Source organism: Streptomyces sp. NPDC048171, assembly GCF_043202655.1.
Classification (GTDB): Bacteria; Actinomycetota; Actinomycetes; order Streptomycetales; family Streptomycetaceae; genus Streptomyces.
On sequence record NZ_JBIDAU010000005.1, the window covers coordinates 587,417 to 604,630 of the forward strand.

A 17,214-nucleotide genomic window follows, 5' to 3' on the forward strand; every position below is an offset into this window, starting at 1 on the left:
GCCCCGACGGCCCCGAGGGAGACGCCCGATGACCACCACCCCGCCCGTTCTGCTGCGCACCGCCGGCGAACTCCACGCGCGGGTGCGGCGCGGCCGCCGGGCCGTCGTGATGACCATGGGCGCCCTGCACGAGGGCCACGCCACCCTGATCCGCACGGCGCGCGACCTGGCCGGCCCGGACGGCGAGGTCGTCGCCACCGTCTTCGTCAACCCGCTCCAGTTCGGCGCCGGCGAGGACCTGGACCGCTACCCGCGCACCCTGGACGCCGACCTGGAGATCGCCGCGCGGGCGGGCGCGGACGCCGTCTTCGCCCCCTCCGTCGACGAGGTCTACCCCGGCGGCGAACCCCAGGTGCGCGTCGCCGCCGGCCCGATGGGCGAACGCCTGGAGGGCGCCTCCCGCCCAGGCCACTTCGACGGCATGCTCACCGTCGTCGCGAAGCTGCTCCACCTCACCCGCCCCGACCTGGCCCTCTACGGTCAGAAGGACGCCCAGCAGCTCGCGCTCATCCGCCGCATGGTCCGCGACCTCAACTTCGGCGTGGAGATCATCGGCGTCCCCACGGTGCGCGAGGAGGACGGCCTGGCCCTGTCCAGCCGCAACCGCTACCTCTCCGCCCCGGAGCGCCGCACGGCCCTCGCGCTCTCCCAGGCGCTCTTCGCGGGCCTGGACCGGCACGCCGCCCAGGAGGCGCTGTGCGCGCGTGCCCGCGAGGTCCCGGCCACCCAGGCCCGCGCCGAGGCCCTCAGCGCCCTGGGCGAGTCCCGCGCGGCGGCCGACGCCCACGCCGTCGCCACGTCCGCCCCGGGCAGCGCCACGGCCGTCCGGGCCGCCGCCCGCCTGGTCCTGGACGACGCCGCCCGGGCCACCCCGCCGCTGGAGCTGGACTACCTCGCCCTCGTCGACCCGGCCGACTTCACCGAGATCGACGACGACCACACCGGCGAGGCCGTTCTCGCCGTCGCCGCCCGGGTCGGCGCGACCCGGCTGATCGACAACGTCCCCCTCACCTTCGGAGCCGCCTCGTGACCAGCACAGGCATACGTCTGCACGCCCCCGCGCCCGGCTGGGCCCTCGACGCGGACGTGGTGGTCGTCGGCTCCGGCGTGGCGGGCCTCACCGCGGCCCTGCGCTGCGAGGCGGCGGGACTGCGCACGGTGGTGGTCACCAAGGCCCGCCTCGACGACGGCTCCACCCGCTGGGCCCAGGGCGGCATCGCCGCGGCCCTCGGCGAGGGCGACACCCCCGAGCAGCACCTGGACGACACCCTGGTCGCCGGGGCGGGCCTGTGCGACCCGGAGGCGGTCCGCATCCTGGTCACCGAGGGCCCCGACGCCGTACGCCGCCTCATCGAGACCGGCGCGCACTTCGACGAGTCCACCGAGGGCGGCCTGGCGCTCACCCGCGAGGGCGGCCACCACCGCCGCCGCATCGCGCACGCCGGCGGCGACGCCACCGGCGCGGAGATCTCCCGCGCCCTGGTCGAGGCGGTACGCGCGCGTGGACTGCGCACCGTCGAGAACGCCCTGGTGCTCGACCTCCTCACGGACGCCGGGGGCCGCACCGCGGGCGTCACCCTGCACGTGATGGGCGAGGGGCAGCACGACGGCGTGGGGGCCGTGCACGCCCCCGCGGTGGTGCTGGCGACCGGCGGCATGGGCCAGGTCTTCTCGGCGACGACCAACCCGTCCGTCTCGACCGGCGACGGCGTCGCGCTCGCCCTCCGCGCGGGCGCCGAGGTGAGCGACCTCGAGTTCGTCCAGTTCCACCCCACGGTCCTCTTCCTCGGCCCGGACGCGGAGGGCCAGCAGCCCCTGGTCTCGGAAGCGGTACGCGGTGAGGGCGCCCACCTGGTGGACGCGGACGGTGTGCGCTTCATGGAGGGGCAGCACGAACTCGCGGAACTCGCCCCCCGGGACATCGTCGCCAAGGGCATCCTGCGCCGCATGCTGGAGCGCGACGCCGAGCACATGTACCTGGACGCGCGGCACTTCGGCGCCGACATGTGGGAGAGCCGCTTCCCCACGATCCTCGCCGCCTGCCGGTCGCACGGCATCGACCCGGTCACCGAGCCGATCCCGGTCGCCCCGGCCGCCCACTACGCCTCCGGCGGCGTCCGCACCGACGCCGCGGGCCGCACCACGGTCCCCGGCCTCTACGCGTGCGGAGAGGTCGCCTGCACCGGCGTGCACGGCGCCAACCGCCTCGCCTCCAACTCCCTCCTCGAAGGGCTGGTCTACGCCGAGCGCATCGCGGCCGACATCGCGGCGAGCCACGCGGACGACGTCCTCCACGCGCGCGTGCCCGCCCCGCTCCCGCACCCCGCGCACCCGGCGCACCCCCTGCTCCCCCCGGAGTCCCGCCTCGCCATCCAGCGGATCATGACCGAGGGCGCGGGCGTCCTGCGCTCGGCGGGCTCCCTCACCCGGGCCGCCGACCGGCTGCACCACCTCCACACCGAGGCCCGCGAGGCCCTGCGGGACCACGGCAAGACGTCCGAACCCGGTGTCGACACCTGGGAGGCCACCAACCTCATGTGCGTGGCCCGCGTCCTGGTGGCCGCCGCGGCCCGGCGCGAGGAGACGCGCGGCTGCCACTGGCGCGAGGACCACGCGGACCGCGACGACACCGCCTGGGCCCGCCACATCGTCGTACGCCTGAACCCGGACCGCACCCTCGCCGTGCACACCACGGACACGCCAGAATTCCCCCCGACCGTCCAGACACCCCGGCCCACGCAGCGTCCCCAGGAGCAGTGAGAGCAGTGAACACCCCCGACCTTCCCCTCGCCCCCTCCGGAGGCTGCGGCGACGGCTGCGCCTGCGGCGCGGAAACCGACGAAGACGCGTACCTGGAGTGCGGCCTCGACCCCGCTCTCGCGGCGCTCCTGCTCGACTCGGGACTGGACCCGGTGGAGGTCGAGGACATCGCGAACCTCGCCGTCCAGGAGGACCTGGCGGGCGGCGTGGACGTGACGACGGTCGCGACCATCCCCGAGGACGCCGTGGCCACCGCCGACTTCACCGCCCGGGAGGCGGGCACGGTGGCGGGCCTCCGGGTCGCCGAGGCGGTCCTCTCGGTCGTCTGCACGGACGAGTTCGAGGTGGAACGCCATGTGGAGGACGGCGACCGCGTGGAGCCCGGCCAGAAGCTCCTCTCCATCACCACCCGCACCCGCGACATCCTCACCGCCGAACGCAGCGCGCTGAACCTCCTGTGCCGCATGTCGGGCATCGCGACGGCCACGCGCGCGTGGGCGGACGCTCTGGACGGCACGAAGGCCGAGGTCCGCGACACCCGCAAGACGACGCCCGGCCTGCGCGGCCTCGAGAAGTTCGCCGTCCGCTGCGGCGGCGGCGTCAACCACCGCATGTCCCTGTCGGACGCGGCCCTGGTCAAGGACAACCACGTGGTGGCCGCGGGCGGCGTCGCGCAGGCGTTCCAGGCCGTCCGGGAACGCTTCCCCGAGGTCCCCATCGAGGTCGAGGTCGACACCCTGCACCAGCTCCGCGAGGTGCTGGACGCGGGCGCCGACCTGATCCTGCTGGACAACTTCACCCCGTCCGAGTGCGAGGAGGCGGTCGCCCTGGTGGCCGGCCGAGCGGCCCTGGAGGCCTCGGGCCGCCTGACCCTCACCAACGCCAAGGCGTACGCCGACACGGGCGTCGACTACCTGGCCGTGGGCGCCCTCACGCACAGCTCCCCGATCCTGGACATCGGCCTGGACCTGCGAGCGGCGGAGTAGGGCCATGCTGCTGACGATCGACGTAGGCAACACGCACACCGTCCTGGGCCTCTTCGACGGCGAGGACATCGTCGAGCACTGGCGCATCTCCACGGACTCGCGCCGCACGGCCGACGAGCTGGCGGTCCTCCTCCAGGGCCTGATGGGCATGCACCCGCTCCTCGGCGACGAGCTGGGCGACGGCATCGACGGCATCGCCATCTGCGCGACGGTCCCCTCGGTCCTGCACGAACTGCGCGAGGTCACCCGCCGCTACTACGGCGACGTCCCCGCGGTCCTGGTCGAACCGGGCGTCAAGACCGGCGTCCCCATCCTCACCGACCACCCCAAGGAGGTCGGTGCCGACCGCATCATCAACGCCGTCGCGGCCGTCGAGCTGTACGGCGGCCCGGCGGTCGTCGTGGACTTCGGCACGGCGACGACGTTCGACGCGGTCAGCGCGCGCGGGGAGTACGTCGGCGGGGTCATCGCCCCCGGCATCGAGATCTCGGTCGAGGCGCTCGGCGTGAAGGGCGCGCAGCTCCGCAAGATCGAGGTGGCCCGCCCGCGCAGTGTGATCGGCAAGAACACGGTGGAGGCGATGCAGTCGGGCATCGTCTACGGCTTCGCGGGACAGGTGGACGGCGTCGTCAACCGCATGGCCCGCGAACTGGCCGACGACCCCGAGGACGTCACGGTCATCGCGACGGGCGGACTCGCGCCGATGGTGCTGGGCGAGGCCTCGGTCATCGACGAGCACGAGCCCTGGCTGACCCTGATCGGCCTCCGGCTGGTCTACGAACGGAACGTGTCCCGTCTGTAGGGGCGCCCGGGGTGTGACGCGGTGGGCATCCCGCCGCGCCACACCCGTCCCCTATGCCGAGTTTGTCTGATTAGCGCGTATCGTCACCGCATGCCCACGCCCTACGGAACCCGCGGCGGCATGGCGTTCGGTGCTCAGGAGCTGTGTGTGCTCCGGCGCGCTCTCGCCCGTGCCCTGAACCCCAGTCCCGTCTCGGCGGAGGAGGCCCAGGACTGCCTCCGCCTCGCAGAGTCGCTCGACGAGGCGATGCGGGAGAGCGCCCGGCTACGCGCCTTCCTGGTGGCCGACCTCGCCCGGTACCGCGCCGCCCTCCCCGGCACCGCCACCGGCTACCTCGCACTGCTGGACGAGGCCCTGGGCGCCGGCCACCGCCCCCACGCGGAGGACCTCGCCGCCCTCGGCGCCCTGCGCGGCAACCCCACCGCGGCCGCGCTGCTGACCCGCTGCGCACCCCCGGCGCCCCCCGCCGCCCCCACCGTCAGGCTCCCCGCCGCCCGCACCCACCTGCACGCCCTCCCCGGCGGCCAGCAGCCCGACAAGCCGGCCCAGAAGCCCGCCCAGAAGCCGGCCCCCCGGCCGGCCCCGGCCCCCGCCACCCCGAAACGCCCGGTCCCGACCCCCGGCGAGGTCTTTCCCCGCCGCAAGCCGGCCCCGCCCGCCCCCGGCTCACGGCACCACCTCGCGGCCGGCTGACACCCGCTGGCTACCCTGGGTCCATGGACTACGTCTCCGCGCTCCTGCCCCCGGCCGTCATGGCCGTCTTCTTCATCGGCTTGATCCGGGTGATCGTGAAGACCCAGGGCGGCGCCGCCAAGGCCAAGGAGGACGCGGCCGTGGACGCCGCCCTCGCCCGGGCCGAGGGCGCCCGGCAGCAGTCCCCCCGCGCCGAAGGCTGACCCCGTCGCGCGTACGGCTCCCGCACTACCACGGGAGCCGTACGCCCTTTGCACGCCCGTTTGCCAGCAAAACCGCACGTCCGGCACGCGATCGGCCAGATCTCCCACTATCGTTCGGAGCGTGCCTCGCCCATTGGGAGAACTCGAAGACTCGGTCATGACGAGGGTGTGGAAGTGGAACCGCCCCGTGACCGTTCGAGAAGTCCTGGAAGACCTCCAGCAGGAACGGTCCATCGCGTACACCACCGTGATGACCGTTTTGGACAATCTCCATCAGAAGGGCTGGGTCCGCCGCGAGTCGGAAGGCCGGGCCTATCGATATGAGGCGGTCTCGACCCGCGCCGCCTACGCCGCCGCGCTGATGAACGACGCGTGGTCGCAGAGCGACAACCCGGCCGCCGCACTCATCGCCTTCTTCGGCATGATGAGCGAGGAACAGCGGCAGGCGCTCAGAGACGCCATCCGCATCGTGCAGGGACCGGAAACCCCCGCGCCCAACCCCGGCTCGGTACCGGACGGCGGCGAGCGATAGCGTCCCCACATGTCAAATGCCATCACCGTCCGGCGGGCCCGTACCAGGGATGTCCCGGACGTACGCCGGCTCCTCGACGCGTACGTCCGCGACCGTATCCTGCTCGACAAAGCGATGGTGACGCTTTACGAGAGCATCCAGGAGTTCTGGGTCGCGGAACGGGACGACAACGCCGAGGTGGTCGGCTGCGGTGCCCTGCACGTGATGTGGGAAGACCTCGCGGAAGTGCGCACTCTCGCGGTGAAGCCGGGCCTGAAGGGGGCCGGCGTGGGACATCACTTGCTGGAGAAGTTGCTGGACACGGCACGCGGGCTCGGTGTTCGCCGCGTTTTCTGTCTGACCTTCGAAGTGGACTTCTTCGTCAAGCACGGCTTCGTGGAGATCGGGGAGACGCCGGTCGACGCCGATGTCTACGCGGAGCTGCTGCGTTCCTATGACGAGGGCGTTGCGGAGTTCCTCGGTCTCGAACGAGTGAAACCGAACACCTTGGGTAACAGTCGGATGCTTCTGCATCTGTGACCGCCGGACAGGGCCAGACCCTATGTCCGAAACGCGTATGTTTCCGGCCCGGAGTCGGGCTGCCGGCCTCCGTCGGGGGTTTGTGTTTTTCCGGCAAAAGCGGTTTGCTTTCCGGCGTAGTGCAGTACTGCATATAACAAGGGACGGCGATACGGCGGACGCCGACGGACCTCCGGCCCTCACGTTATCGATGAAAGGAAATCCGGTGGCACAGAAGGTTCAGGTCCTTCTTGTCGATGACCTCGACGGCGGCGAGGCAGACGAGACCGTGACGTTCGCGCTCGACGGCAAGACGTACGAGATCGATCTCACCACCGCCAACGCGGACAAGCTCCGTGGTCTTCTCGATGCCTACGTCAAGGGTGGCCGCCGTACCGGAGGCCGTGCTTCGGGTGGTCGCGGCAAGGCGCGCGCCTCTTCCGGTGGCAGCCAGGACACCGCGGCGATCCGCGCCTGGGCGAAGGAGAACGGTTACGAGGTCAACGACCGCGGCCGTGTTCCCGCGATCATCCGCGAGGCGTACGAGAAGGCCAACGGCTGATCACCCGGCCCGCGACACCGCCCGCGTCATCGCCCGCTCCGCTGTCACCGGCCGCGCCCGGCGCGGAGCCGGACCCGGTGGCACTGCGTAGCCAGTGTGCGGACGAGCCGTGCGAGGTCCGGGGCGGTTCCGGCGCCCCCGACGACCGACAGCGCCGGCAGCGAGGTCTCGACCTCGCACCCCGGCTCCGGGGGCCGCAGCCAGCAGGCGGCCCCCCGCGGCCCGTCAGGGCCGGATCCCGGCCCGGTGGCGGGCGCGAGGGGCGCGTCCATGACGCCGCCCGTGCCCACCACGGTCAGATCGAGCGGCAGCGAGCCCCACTCCAGCCACTCCAGCAGCCCCGGCACCTCCTCCGCGCCGCCCGCCGCCACGAGCAGCAGCATCCGCTCGCCCCGGACGGCCACCGGGCCCGTCGGTCCGAGCCGCTCCAGCGCCGCGCGACCGGCCTCGGCCGGGACGTCCAGGACGTCGAAGCGGACGCCCACGCGCAGCCGGGGCGGAGCCCCGGGCACCGTCGGCCATCCGAGGACGTCCTCGTACCAGGACCGCACCCCTCCCCATCGCGCGCCGCCCGCCTCGAGCGACCGGCGCGGCGGCGGCACGACGGCGACGGAAGCCGGGGGGACGGGTGGGACCAGAGGGACGGGAGCGGCCGGAGGGGCGATGGGTACCGGGGGCAGGGCGCCAACCATGCCAAGCGCAACGGTCGAAAGTACGCTGGAGTTACGCTTGGCACCCTAACGATCACTCAGAGTGTCGGTGATGGGGGCGTGCGGGGGTGCGGGGAGGTGCAAGGTTGTTCGCCCGTAGCGGAGGGAACCGGTGCACGCGGCATGGAGTGTCAGTCCCAGCGGGTAAGACATCCCTAGTGGGAGGGGGCGACACGCAGCCCGGGCCGTCTCGCGTTCGCCATCGGCGTACTGGCGAGTGGGGTAAGTGCCTGGCCTGCGGGAACATCGTCTCGCACCATCGGGTTGTGGCAGATGTCGGCGTCAGGGGTCAGGAGGCCATCGACGGTGTCGGCAGTTGGAATGAGCGGTCCCCGCTTGCGGGACTAAGCTGCGGAAGGACAGGGAGGGGAAGTTCCCCTTACTGCCTGACCGCTCTGAGGAGCGATTAACGATGTTCGAGAGGTTCACCGACCGCGCGCGGCGGGTTGTCGTCCTGGCTCAGGAAGAAGCCCGGATGCTCAACCACAACTACATCGGCACCGAGCACATCCTCCTGGGCCTGATCCACGAGGGTGAGGGTGTCGCCGCCAAGGCCCTTGAGAGCCTCGGGATTTCGCTCGAGGCGGTCCGCCAGCAGGTGGAGGAGATCATCGGGCAGGGCCAGCAGGCCCCGTCGGGTCACATCCCCTTCACCCCCCGTGCCAAGAAGGTCCTGGAGCTGTCGCTCCGCGAGGCCCTCCAGCTGGGTCACAACTACATCGGCACGGAGCACATCCTGCTCGGCCTGATCCGTGAGGGCGAGGGCGTCGCCGCCCAGGTCCTGGTCAAGCTGGGCGCCGATCTCAACCGGGTGCGGCAGCAGGTCATCCAGCTGCTCTCCGGTTACCAGGGCAAGGAGACCGCCACCGCCGGCGGTCCTGCGGAGGGCACGCCTTCCACGTCCCTGGTCCTCGACCAGTTCGGCCGGAACCTCACCCAGGCCGCTCGTGAGTCCAAGCTCGACCCGGTCATCGGGCGCGAGAAGGAGATCGAGCGGGTCATGCAGGTGCTGTCCCGCCGTACCAAGAACAACCCGGTGCTCATCGGTGAGCCCGGCGTCGGCAAGACCGCCGTCGTCGAGGGCCTCGCGCAGGCCATCGTCAAGGGCGAGGTGCCCGAGACCCTCAAGGACAAGCACCTCTACACCCTGGACCTCGGCGCGCTGGTCGCCGGCTCCCGCTACCGCGGTGACTTCGAGGAGCGCCTGAAGAAGGTGCTCAAGGAGATCCGCACGCGCGGCGACATCATCCTGTTCATCGACGAGCTGCACACGCTGGTCGGTGCGGGTGCCGCCGAGGGCGCCATCGACGCCGCCTCGATCCTCAAGCCGATGCTGGCCCGCGGTGAGCTGCAGACCATCGGTGCGACCACGCTGGACGAGTACCGCAAGCACCTGGAGAAGGACGCGGCCCTCGAGCGCCGCTTCCAGCCCATCCAGGTCGCGGAGCCGTCGCTGCCGCACACGATCGAGATCCTCAAGGGTCTCCGTGACCGGTACGAGGCGCACCACCGCGTCTCGATCACCGACGAGGCCCTGGTGCAGGCGGCCACGCTCGCCGACCGCTACATCTCGGACCGCTTCCTGCCGGACAAGGCGATCGACCTGATCGACGAGGCCGGCTCCCGGATGCGGATCCGCCGGATGACCGCGCCGCCGGACCTGCGCGAGTTCGACGAGAAGATCGCCGGCGTCCGCCGCGACAAGGAGTCCGCGATCGACTCGCAGGACTTCGAGAAGGCCGCGTCCCTGCGCGACAAGGAGAAGCAGCTCCTCGCCGCGAAGGCCAAGCGCGAGAAGGAGTGGAAGGCCGGCGACATGGACGTCGTCGCCGAGGTCGACGGCGAGCTGATCGCCGAGGTCCTCGCGACGGCCACCGGCATCCCGGTCTTCAAGCTCACGGAGGAGGAGTCCTCGCGCCTGCTGCGCATGGAGGACGAGCTCCACAAGCGGGTCATCGGCCAGGTCGACGCCGTCAAGGCGCTGTCCAAGGCGATCCGCCGTACCCGTGCCGGCCTGAAGGACCCGAAGCGTCCGGGTGGCTCGTTCATCTTCGCCGGTCCGTCCGGTGTCGGTAAGACCGAGCTGTCCAAGGCGCTCGCGGAGTTCCTCTTCGGCGACGAGGACGCGCTGATCTCCCTCGACATGTCGGAGTTCAGCGAGAAGCACACGGTGTCGCGTCTCTTCGGTTCGCCCCCCGGTTACGTGGGCTACGAAGAGGGCGGCCAGCTGACCGAGAAGGTCCGCCGCAAGCCGTTCTCCGTCGTCCTCTTCGACGAGGTCGAGAAGGCCCACCCGGACATCTTCAACTCGCTGCTGCAGATCCTGGAGGACGGTCGCCTGACCGACTCCCAGGGCCGGGTCGTGGACTTCAAGAACACGGTCATCATCATGACGACCAACCTCGGCACGCGGGACATCTCCAAGGGCTTCAACCTCGGCTTCGCCGCCGCGGGTGACAAGAAGACCAACTACGAGCGCATGAAGAACAAGGTCCAGGACGAGCTGAAGCAGCACTTCCGGCCCGAGTTCCTCAACCGCGTCGACGACGTGGTCGTCTTCCCGCAGCTCAGCCAGGACGACATCCTGCGGATCGTCGACCTGATGATCGGCAAGGTCGACGAGCGCCTCAAGGACCGGGACATGGGCATCGAGCTCTCCCAGTCCGCCAAGGAGCTGCTGTCCAAGAAGGGCTACGACCCGGTGCTGGGCGCGCGTCCGCTGCGTCGCACGATCCAGCGCGAGGTCGAGGACACGCTGTCGGAGAAGATCCTCTTCGGCGAGCTGCGCCCGGGCCACATCGTCGTCGTGGACACGGAGGGCGAGGGCGAGTCCCAGACCTTCACGTTCCGCGGCGAGGAGAAGTCGGCACTGCCCGACGTCCCGCCGATCGAGCAGGCGGCCGGCGGTGCGGGGCCGAACCTGAGCAAGGAGGCGTAGCCCTCCGGGGGTGAGCCGAGAAAGGGGCTGCCCGGGACTTCGGTCCCGGGCAGCCCCTTTCGTCATGCCGGTGCCCTCACCCCAGGGTCACCTCGGCGCCGGGGAAGAGCGCGGCGAGGCGGGCGCCGTCGAGGGAGGTGCCGGGGGCGGGCTGGAGGGCGACCGTACGCACGTCGGGGAGGCGGGGCGCGAGGACGGAGATGTCCTCGTCCCCGTCCAGGGCGATGAGGTTGAGGTCGTCGACGCCCGGGAGCGTGGGCATCGTCCCGATGCCGTCGGGGAACAGGGAGCTGTGCAGGTACAGGATGCCGAGCCGCGGCAGCCGTTGGACCTCCGACCAGTCCTCGGCGGTGAGGCGCGTGCTCGGGGTCAGGTACAGGGCCTCCAGCGTCTCCCAGTGGGAGAGACCCCGAAGACCGGTACCGGCGATGGCGTCCTCGCCGAGGTAGAGGTACCGCAGGGGCGCGCCCGCGGGCAGGGAGTCCGTCAGCCGTGTGCCGGGGAGCCGGTGCGCCACGGTCAGATGGGTGATCGAGGCCAGGTCCGAGAGGCCGGTGGGATCGGCGGCGGTCCGGCTGATCAGCAGGGCGGTGAGGGACAGCGCCGTGAGCGGTCCCAGGTCCCGGACCGACCGGCAGTCGACGAGCAGGAGCCGCAGGGACGCGAAGACCGACAGGTCACCGAGTTCGGTCACCGCGGTGTTGTTGACGAGCTGCAGCTCCTCGACCGCCCCCGGTTCCGTCACGCAGTCGGTGATCCCGGCCATCGGGTGGTCCCCGAGGAACGTGAGATGGCTCCACGGTCCCATCGCGGGCAGCGCCTCGCGCTGGGCCTTGGTCCGGCAGGTCAGGAAGAGGGCCGTCCGGTCCAGGTGGTCCAGCACCTCCGTCGCGTACTCCCGAGGCTCGAAGCGGTCCCAGGTCCCCACCAGCTGCCGCCGCACGTCGAGTGAGGGGTGGCCCCGGAACCTGCGCAGCACCGCCAGGGCGCCGGCCGGCTCGTGTGCCGCCAGCAGCGAGGCCGTCACCGTCACCCCGTGCGCCTCCGCGTCCGACAGCCCCTCCGGGCCCGGCAGCAGCTCCAGCACCAGCGGACCCGCCTCCGCGACGGCCTTCGCGTCCTCCGTCGAACCCGGCGGAATCAGCGCCCCGGCCCGGGCCTCCACCTCCGCGCGCACCGTCGGGTCCAGCGCGGTGGCGTACTCCAGGCAGGCAAGGGCCAGCAGCGTGAGGCGCGGGGTGTCCGCCGCGAGCAGCCGGCGCAGCAGGACCGCCCGCTCACCGGGGCGGGCGTGGGCCACCGCCATGCGGATCACGTCCTCCCAGTGGGGGTCGGCCGCATGGCCCGCGATGACGTCCAGGTGGCCCTCCTCCACCGCGTACCGGGCGCCCAGGTAGTCCTGGAAGGTGCGGTGGACGAAGTCCAGGGTGCCCTCGGCGGGCCGGCGGAGCAGGCCGCTGCGGAGCAGCAGTTCCCGCAGGACCGTCGCCGCGTCGCCCCGTCCCGCCGCCGAGGCGACCGACGGCAGCGCGCGGTCCACGATGCCCTCGGCCGTGGCGACGTCCATCTCCGTGCGCCCGCTCAGCACCAGCGCGTACGCGAGCCGCTGGAGCAGCTCCAGTTGGGCTTCCTCGCCGAGGTCCACGGACTCCATGCCCCGCTCCCGGTCCCGCCGGGCGAGCAGCATCGTGAGGGCGGCGTCGTACAACTCCTTGCGGCCGGTGGGGAGGTAGCCCCGCCGCTCCCGGTGCAGGGCGCAGATCAGGCCGCACATCAGGGGGTTGGTGGCGAGGCGGGCCAGGTCGCGCTTGGTGTGCAGGGAGTCGAGCAGCAGGGCCTCGTACTCGGGGGCGCGCGCGGCCGTGTGCCAGCGGCGCACGAAGGTCGTGACGTCGGCCCGGCTCATCGGGGTCAGGGCCAGCTCCCGGAAGCCCTCGCCGGCCAGCCAGTCGGGGCGTACCGCGCTGGGACGGGAGGTGAGCAGCCAGCGGTTGCCGGGGTAGGCGCGGATCAGGGCGAGGAGCCAGTCGCGGGTGCGGTGCCGTTCGGCGGCCGGGATCTCGTCCAGGCCGTCGACGAGGACCAGGCCCCGGCCGGCCGTCAGCACCCGCTCGGCCCAGCCCTCGGGCGGGGTGAGCGGGCATCCCACCGCCGTGAGGAAGGCGGTGGGTGCCGGGAGCGTGCCCGCCCGGACGAGGGTGCGCAGCGGCAGGACGTACGGGACCCGGTCGCCGTCCCGGGCCGCGGTGACCGCCAGCCACTGCACCAGGGTCGTCTTGCCGGAGCCGGCGTCGCCGCGCAGCAATACGCGGTCGTGGGTGCGCAGGGCGTGCTCGGCGGCGAGACGGACGGTGTGCTCCGGTTCGGCGCGCCCGCCCGGCAGGGTGGCGCGCTCCTCGTCGCCGGTGGCCTCCAGGCTCAGGTAGGCGACCTCCAGCGGCCACCGGTCGGGGGAGTCGCGCAGGTCGATGCCGTAAATGGTGATGTGGTTGTACTGCTCGGCCGCGTACGGCAGATACCGGCGCTCGAACGCCGTGTCCCGGGCGTCCGGGCGTGGGACGCGGGTGATCAGCTCGTCGACCTTGGCGATCAGTTCCGCCTGGCCGCGGGTCTGCTCCACCAGTGTCCGGGCGACGAATGTGGAGCGCCGGGTGAAGAACTCCAGGATGTGCAGGCAGGCCCATTCCGTCGCGGAGTCGAGGAAGTGGCCCGCGTCGGCGGAGAGGCCGTCCCAGGGCCCGGCGGCGGTCCGCAGCCGGGCGGCCATTTCCCGGTGCCCCAGCCGCACCGCCTGGACGTCGTCCATGTCCAGGTCGCCGAGGGCCAGCAGCCGCGCGGCCAGGGCGTCGGCCGCGGCCGTCTCCTCGTCGCGCGGGAAGGGGCGTTCGCCGGGGGAGTCCAGGGCGTCGCCGACCAGCCGCCCCGCGAGAGAGCGCACCTCCTTCTCGCCGAGGGTGCGCTGCTCGCCCCTGAAGGACACCAGGCGGGTCAGCCGGACCGGCCGGTCGACCAGTGCGGCGCCGGGGCCGCCGGTCACGAAGAGCTTCTTCACCAGCGGGGCGACCAGGCTGGACGCCAACTTCCCGCCGAGTACGGTCGGTTCCACCTGCGGCTCCCCTGGTCGTCGACCAGGGGAGCCTATCCGGCGTCAGGACACCGGCGTCAGGACAACTGGCCGCCGTAGTCGGGCAGCTTGAACGTCTTCTCGGCGTGCCCGCCCGACAGGTCGGTGGCGCTGTTGCCGATGTTCGCGATGATCGTGTAGCCCTTCGACTCGATCTTCGCCCGCTGTTCGGTCTTGTACTCGGCGACGTCCCGGAACAGGTCGAGGAAGCCGCGCACGTGCAGGCCGGAGGAGTCGTAGCCGGCGTGCGCGAGGTTCCACTCGGTGGGCAGTTCGATGATGCCCGGCCGCGCGGTGACGAAGAACAGCGCGACGCCGCGCTCCTGGGCGTACCGGGCGGCCTCCAGGACCGGCCGGTTGGCGGGCTGCGGGTAGCTGAAGCCGAAGTCGGTCTCCAGGGCGGTGTTGTCGATGTCGAGGACGATCGCCTGCTTCTCGCCGGGCCGGGCGTCGCCGATCCGCTCCTTCAGGTACGGCAGGGCGCCGTCCATCACGGCCCGGCAGTCCCGCTGCCAGGTGTCGTAGTCGACGTCCGCGGCGGCGGCCGTCACGGCGGCGGTCGAGACGGCGGGGGCGGCCGGGGCCTCGGGAGTGGCGGCGCCGGCGGGGGTCACCGCCACGGTGAGCGCCGCCGCGGTGACGGCCACGGTGCCGACGGCCTGCTTCCAGGTACGCCGGGTCTGTCTGGTCTGTCCGGTCTGTTCGGTCATGGGGGGTTGGATTCCTCTCATGCCTGCGCGGATGCCTGACGGCACCAAAGTTGTCGCGTGCATGCTTGCCCCAGCAAGTGGCCGGACGGCAACGATTGGGTTACTGAGCAGTAGTAGGGGCCCGGAGCTGCGACTACGCGGTGATCTCCACCCCGTCCGGCACGTTCCGCACCCGCGGCAGCCGCGGATTGATCCGCAGGACCCGCAGCTGCGGGAAGTGGGAGAGCCAGGAGACGTCCGTGTCCGGCAGCTCCGCGTTGAGCCACAGGTGGGTCAGCCGGTCGGGCAGCAGACCCTCCGTCAGCTCCTCCGCGCGCATCACACCGGCCACCTGGACGCGCGCCCGCCCGCCGAGAGCGCGCAGCGCCGCCAGCTCGGCGGTGTCGGCGACCGGGAAGTACAGGCCGTCCGGGTCCAGGTGGGCGATGATCTCCTGGGCGTACCGCTCGGTGTCGAAGTTCCGCCAGCCCCGGGCGAGTTCGGTGCGCACCGGCAGGGCGGAACGGGACCGGAGGCGGGCCAGGTAGTCGATGGCCGCGTCGTCCTCGACCCGGGTCGCGGTGAGCGCGAGCAGCAGCGCCTGCCGGTCGTCGGGGACCTGCCCCGGGTCGGGCAGCAGCTCCAGGACGATGGGGCCGACCCAGCCGAGACCGCGCGCGGCCAGCTCGGTGGTCGGGCGGACCAGGTTCTTCGTCCGGTCGTGGACGAGCTGCTGGACGGCCGGGTCGAGTTCGGTGACGTGCTCCAGGCAGGCAGCGGCCATCAGCCTGCGGTGATTGATCTGTGGCCGGCGCAGCCCGGGCGCGGGGGCGAGCAGCCGCTCCAGGAACTGCGCGCACTCCTCGGGGCGGGCGTGCGCGGCGGACATCCGGATGACCTCCTCCCACTCGGCCTGGTGGGCGTGGTCCACCAGCGTGGGGAACCGGCCGCGCGCCACGATCTCCTTCGCCGCCAGATAGTCCTGGAAGGTGCGGTGGACGAAGTCGACCGACTCGCCGGAGCGTTCGCGCAGCAGGCCGGTGCGGTGCAGCAGATGGCGGAAGATCTTCGCGCCGTCGCCCTGGGCGCGGGCGGCGGGCATCGCGGGCAGCGCGGCGTCCAGGATGCCGACGGCCCGCTCGGCGGTCAGCTCCGAGGCGTCCTCCTCCAGCATCGCGTGCGCCAGCTTCTGGAGCAGCCGCTCCCGGGTGCTCTGCTGGAGCCGCACGTCATCGGCGTACAGCACGTCCCGTTCGGGGTCGCGGCGCTGCAGCAGCATCTCCAGGGCGGCGTCGTACAGCTCCTTGCGGCCGCTCGGCAGGGAGCCGGCCCGGTCCCGGTTCAGGGCGCATATCAGGCCGCACATCAGGGGGTTGGTGGCGAGCTGGCGCAGCTCGCGGTAGATCCGTACGGAGTGCAGGAGCCGCTGCTCGTACTCGTCCAGCGTGCCGCGCTCCCGGGGCCCCGGGGTGCGGTCCCGCTCGTCCAGCCGGGCCGCCGAGTGCCAGTCCCGGACGAACCGCGTCACCTGGTCCCGGGACATGGGCGCCAGGGACAGCTCGACGAAGTCCTCCTCGGCCAGCCCGCCGCCCGAGAGCCAGCCCTCCGACACGGCGGAGGGGCGGGAGGTGACCAGGCAGCCGTTGCCGGAGAAGACGCGCAGCAGCCGCCGGAGCCGGTCGCGCAGTTCGCCGCGCGCCTTCTCGGGCGCCTCGTCGATGCCGTCGACCAGCAGCAGCGCCCGCCCGGCGAGCAGGGTGCGCACCACCCAGCCCTCCGGCGCCCGGTCGGCGAGCGGGTGCCGCACCGCGTGCAGGAAGTCGTCCGGCGCCGGGAACCCCTCGCGGGCGAAGCGGCGCACGGGCAGCACGAAGGGAACCCGGGAGCCCTGCCGGGCGGCGGCCACGGCCAGCCACTGCACCAGGGTCGTCTTGCCCGAGCCCGCGCCGCCGCGCAGCAGCACCCGCTCGTGGTCCTCCAGGGCCCGGTCCGCGAGCAGCACCGTGCGCTGCTCGTCGCCCGTGACGCCCGCGGTGCCGCTGCGTTCCTCAGCCTCGAGGCTCAGGTAGGTCTCCTCCAGCGGCCAACGGTCGGGCGCGTTGGGGAAGTCCACGCCCACGATGGTCAGCCAGCCGTGCCGCCGGGCCACCCACTGCGCGTACTCGGCCTCGAACGCGGCGTCCTCCTCCGACCGCTCGGGTTGCCGGGCCGCCGCCTCGGCGTCCCCCAGGTCGACCAGTTGCGCGATCCGGCTGGCCCGGCCCGGCAGTTGCCGCTGGAGGTAGGGGGAGCGGCGTACCAGGTGGTGCAGGACGTGCAGGCAGACGGAGACGAGCAGCGCGTCGTGGAACCAGGCGGCGTCCGGCGACAGTTCGCGGTCCGCGCCCTGCACCGCGCCCCGCAGCCGCCGCGCGTAGTCCTGCGGGCCCATCCGCACCGCGTCGGCGTCGGTGACGTCGACCCGCGCGATGGCGAGCAGGGTGCGGGCCAGGACGTCGACGACCGGGGCCAGTTCGGCGGTGGGCGCGGTGTGCCGTTGGGCGGCGAGGTGCACCAGGTCGGCGGCGGCGCGGTGGACGTCGTCCGCGGGGCCCTGCCAGGTGGTGAGGGCGGGCACCGGTTCGGGCCCCGCCGGCGGCCGGTCGGGGACGCGGAAGAGTCTGCGGACGAGGGGTGCGGCGAGGTCGGACGGGGTGTGGACGACGGTATCCATGGAT

The 17,214-nt window shown here is 72.5% G+C and carries 14 protein-coding genes; 10 read left to right on the plus strand and 4 right to left on the minus strand.

All coding sequences use genetic code 11. The features are described 5' to 3' along the window. Window positions 1-28: 28 nt before the first annotated feature. From panC to ACGF3J_RS17325, 9 genes are all read left to right on the plus strand, one after another. Entirely contained in the window at window positions 29-1,030 is a 1,002-nt protein-coding gene (panC, locus tag ACGF3J_RS17285; protein ID WP_393854250.1) for a pantoate--beta-alanine ligase, read from the plus strand. Further along, window positions 1,027-2,760: an L-aspartate oxidase gene (locus ACGF3J_RS17290; RefSeq protein ID WP_161330430.1), complete on the plus strand. Its 1,734-nt coding sequence runs from the start codon at window positions 1,027-1,029 to the stop codon at window positions 2,758-2,760. The genes panC and ACGF3J_RS17290 overlap by 4 nt, the downstream gene beginning before the upstream one ends. 5 nt (window positions 2,761-2,765) lie before the next feature. Further along, window positions 2,766-3,746: a carboxylating nicotinate-nucleotide diphosphorylase gene (nadC, locus tag ACGF3J_RS17295; RefSeq protein ID WP_346346198.1), complete on the plus strand. Its 981-nt coding sequence runs from the start codon at window positions 2,766-2,768 to the stop codon at window positions 3,744-3,746. Window positions 3,747-3,750: 4 nt separating this feature from the next. After that, the gene (locus ACGF3J_RS17300) at window positions 3,751-4,548 is read left to right on the plus strand and encodes a type III pantothenate kinase (protein ID WP_161330432.1); all 798 of its coding nucleotides are present in this window, start codon (window positions 3,751-3,753) and stop codon (window positions 4,546-4,548) included. Window positions 4,549-4,638: 90 nt separating this feature from the next. Next, window positions 4,639-5,241: a hypothetical protein gene (locus ACGF3J_RS17305; protein WP_386934231.1), complete on the plus strand. Its 603-nt coding sequence runs from the start codon at window positions 4,639-4,641 to the stop codon at window positions 5,239-5,241. Between the two features lie 23 nt (window positions 5,242-5,264). Further along, window positions 5,265-5,444 (plus strand): hypothetical protein, encoded by a 180-nt coding sequence (locus ACGF3J_RS17310; RefSeq protein WP_161325924.1) that lies wholly within the window; start codon window positions 5,265-5,267, stop codon window positions 5,442-5,444. 133 nt (window positions 5,445-5,577) lie between these two features. Then, on the plus strand, window positions 5,578-5,976 hold the full coding sequence (locus ACGF3J_RS17315; RefSeq protein WP_161325925.1) for a BlaI/MecI/CopY family transcriptional regulator: 399 nt from the start codon (window positions 5,578-5,580) through the stop codon (window positions 5,974-5,976). 9 nt (window positions 5,977-5,985) lie between these two features. After that, the gene (locus tag ACGF3J_RS17320; protein WP_161325923.1) at window positions 5,986-6,495 is read left to right on the plus strand and encodes an amino-acid N-acetyltransferase; all 510 of its coding nucleotides are present in this window, start codon (window positions 5,986-5,988) and stop codon (window positions 6,493-6,495) included. A gap of 205 nt (window positions 6,496-6,700) precedes the next feature. After that, window positions 6,701-7,036: an Lsr2 family protein gene (locus ACGF3J_RS17325; RefSeq protein WP_064729127.1), complete on the plus strand. Its 336-nt coding sequence runs from the start codon at window positions 6,701-6,703 to the stop codon at window positions 7,034-7,036. 44 nt (window positions 7,037-7,080) lie between these two features. Here the strand turns inward: ACGF3J_RS17325 and ACGF3J_RS17330 are convergent, their stop codons facing one another. Next, window positions 7,081-7,728 carry an SCO3374 family protein gene (locus ACGF3J_RS17330; RefSeq protein ID WP_161325922.1) on the minus strand — a complete coding sequence of 216 codons (648 nt, stop codon included), beginning with the start codon at window positions 7,726-7,728 and terminating at the stop codon, window positions 7,081-7,083. Window positions 7,729-8,158: 430 nt separating this feature from the next. Between ACGF3J_RS17330 and ACGF3J_RS17335 the strand changes: the two genes are divergently transcribed. Next, entirely contained in the window at window positions 8,159-10,684 is a 2,526-nt protein-coding gene (locus tag ACGF3J_RS17335) for an ATP-dependent Clp protease ATP-binding subunit (RefSeq protein WP_122616868.1), read from the plus strand. Window positions 10,685-10,760: 76 nt separating this feature from the next. Here the strand turns inward: ACGF3J_RS17335 and ACGF3J_RS17340 are convergent, their stop codons facing one another. From ACGF3J_RS17340 to ACGF3J_RS17350, 3 genes are all read right to left on the minus strand, one after another. After that, window positions 10,761-13,790: an NACHT domain-containing protein gene (locus tag ACGF3J_RS17340; RefSeq protein ID WP_161325921.1), complete on the minus strand. Its 3,030-nt coding sequence runs from the start codon at window positions 13,788-13,790 to the stop codon at window positions 10,761-10,763. 56 nt (window positions 13,791-13,846) lie between these two features. Beyond that, window positions 13,847-14,518 (minus strand): HAD family acid phosphatase, encoded by a 672-nt coding sequence (locus ACGF3J_RS17345; protein WP_161325920.1) that lies wholly within the window; start codon window positions 14,516-14,518, stop codon window positions 13,847-13,849. 133 nt (window positions 14,519-14,651) lie between these two features. Continuing rightward, complete coding sequence (locus ACGF3J_RS17350; RefSeq protein WP_161325919.1) at window positions 14,652-17,210, minus strand: NACHT domain-containing NTPase; 2,559 nt, start codon at window positions 17,208-17,210, stop codon at window positions 14,652-14,654. Window positions 17,211-17,214 lie beyond the last annotated feature (4 nt).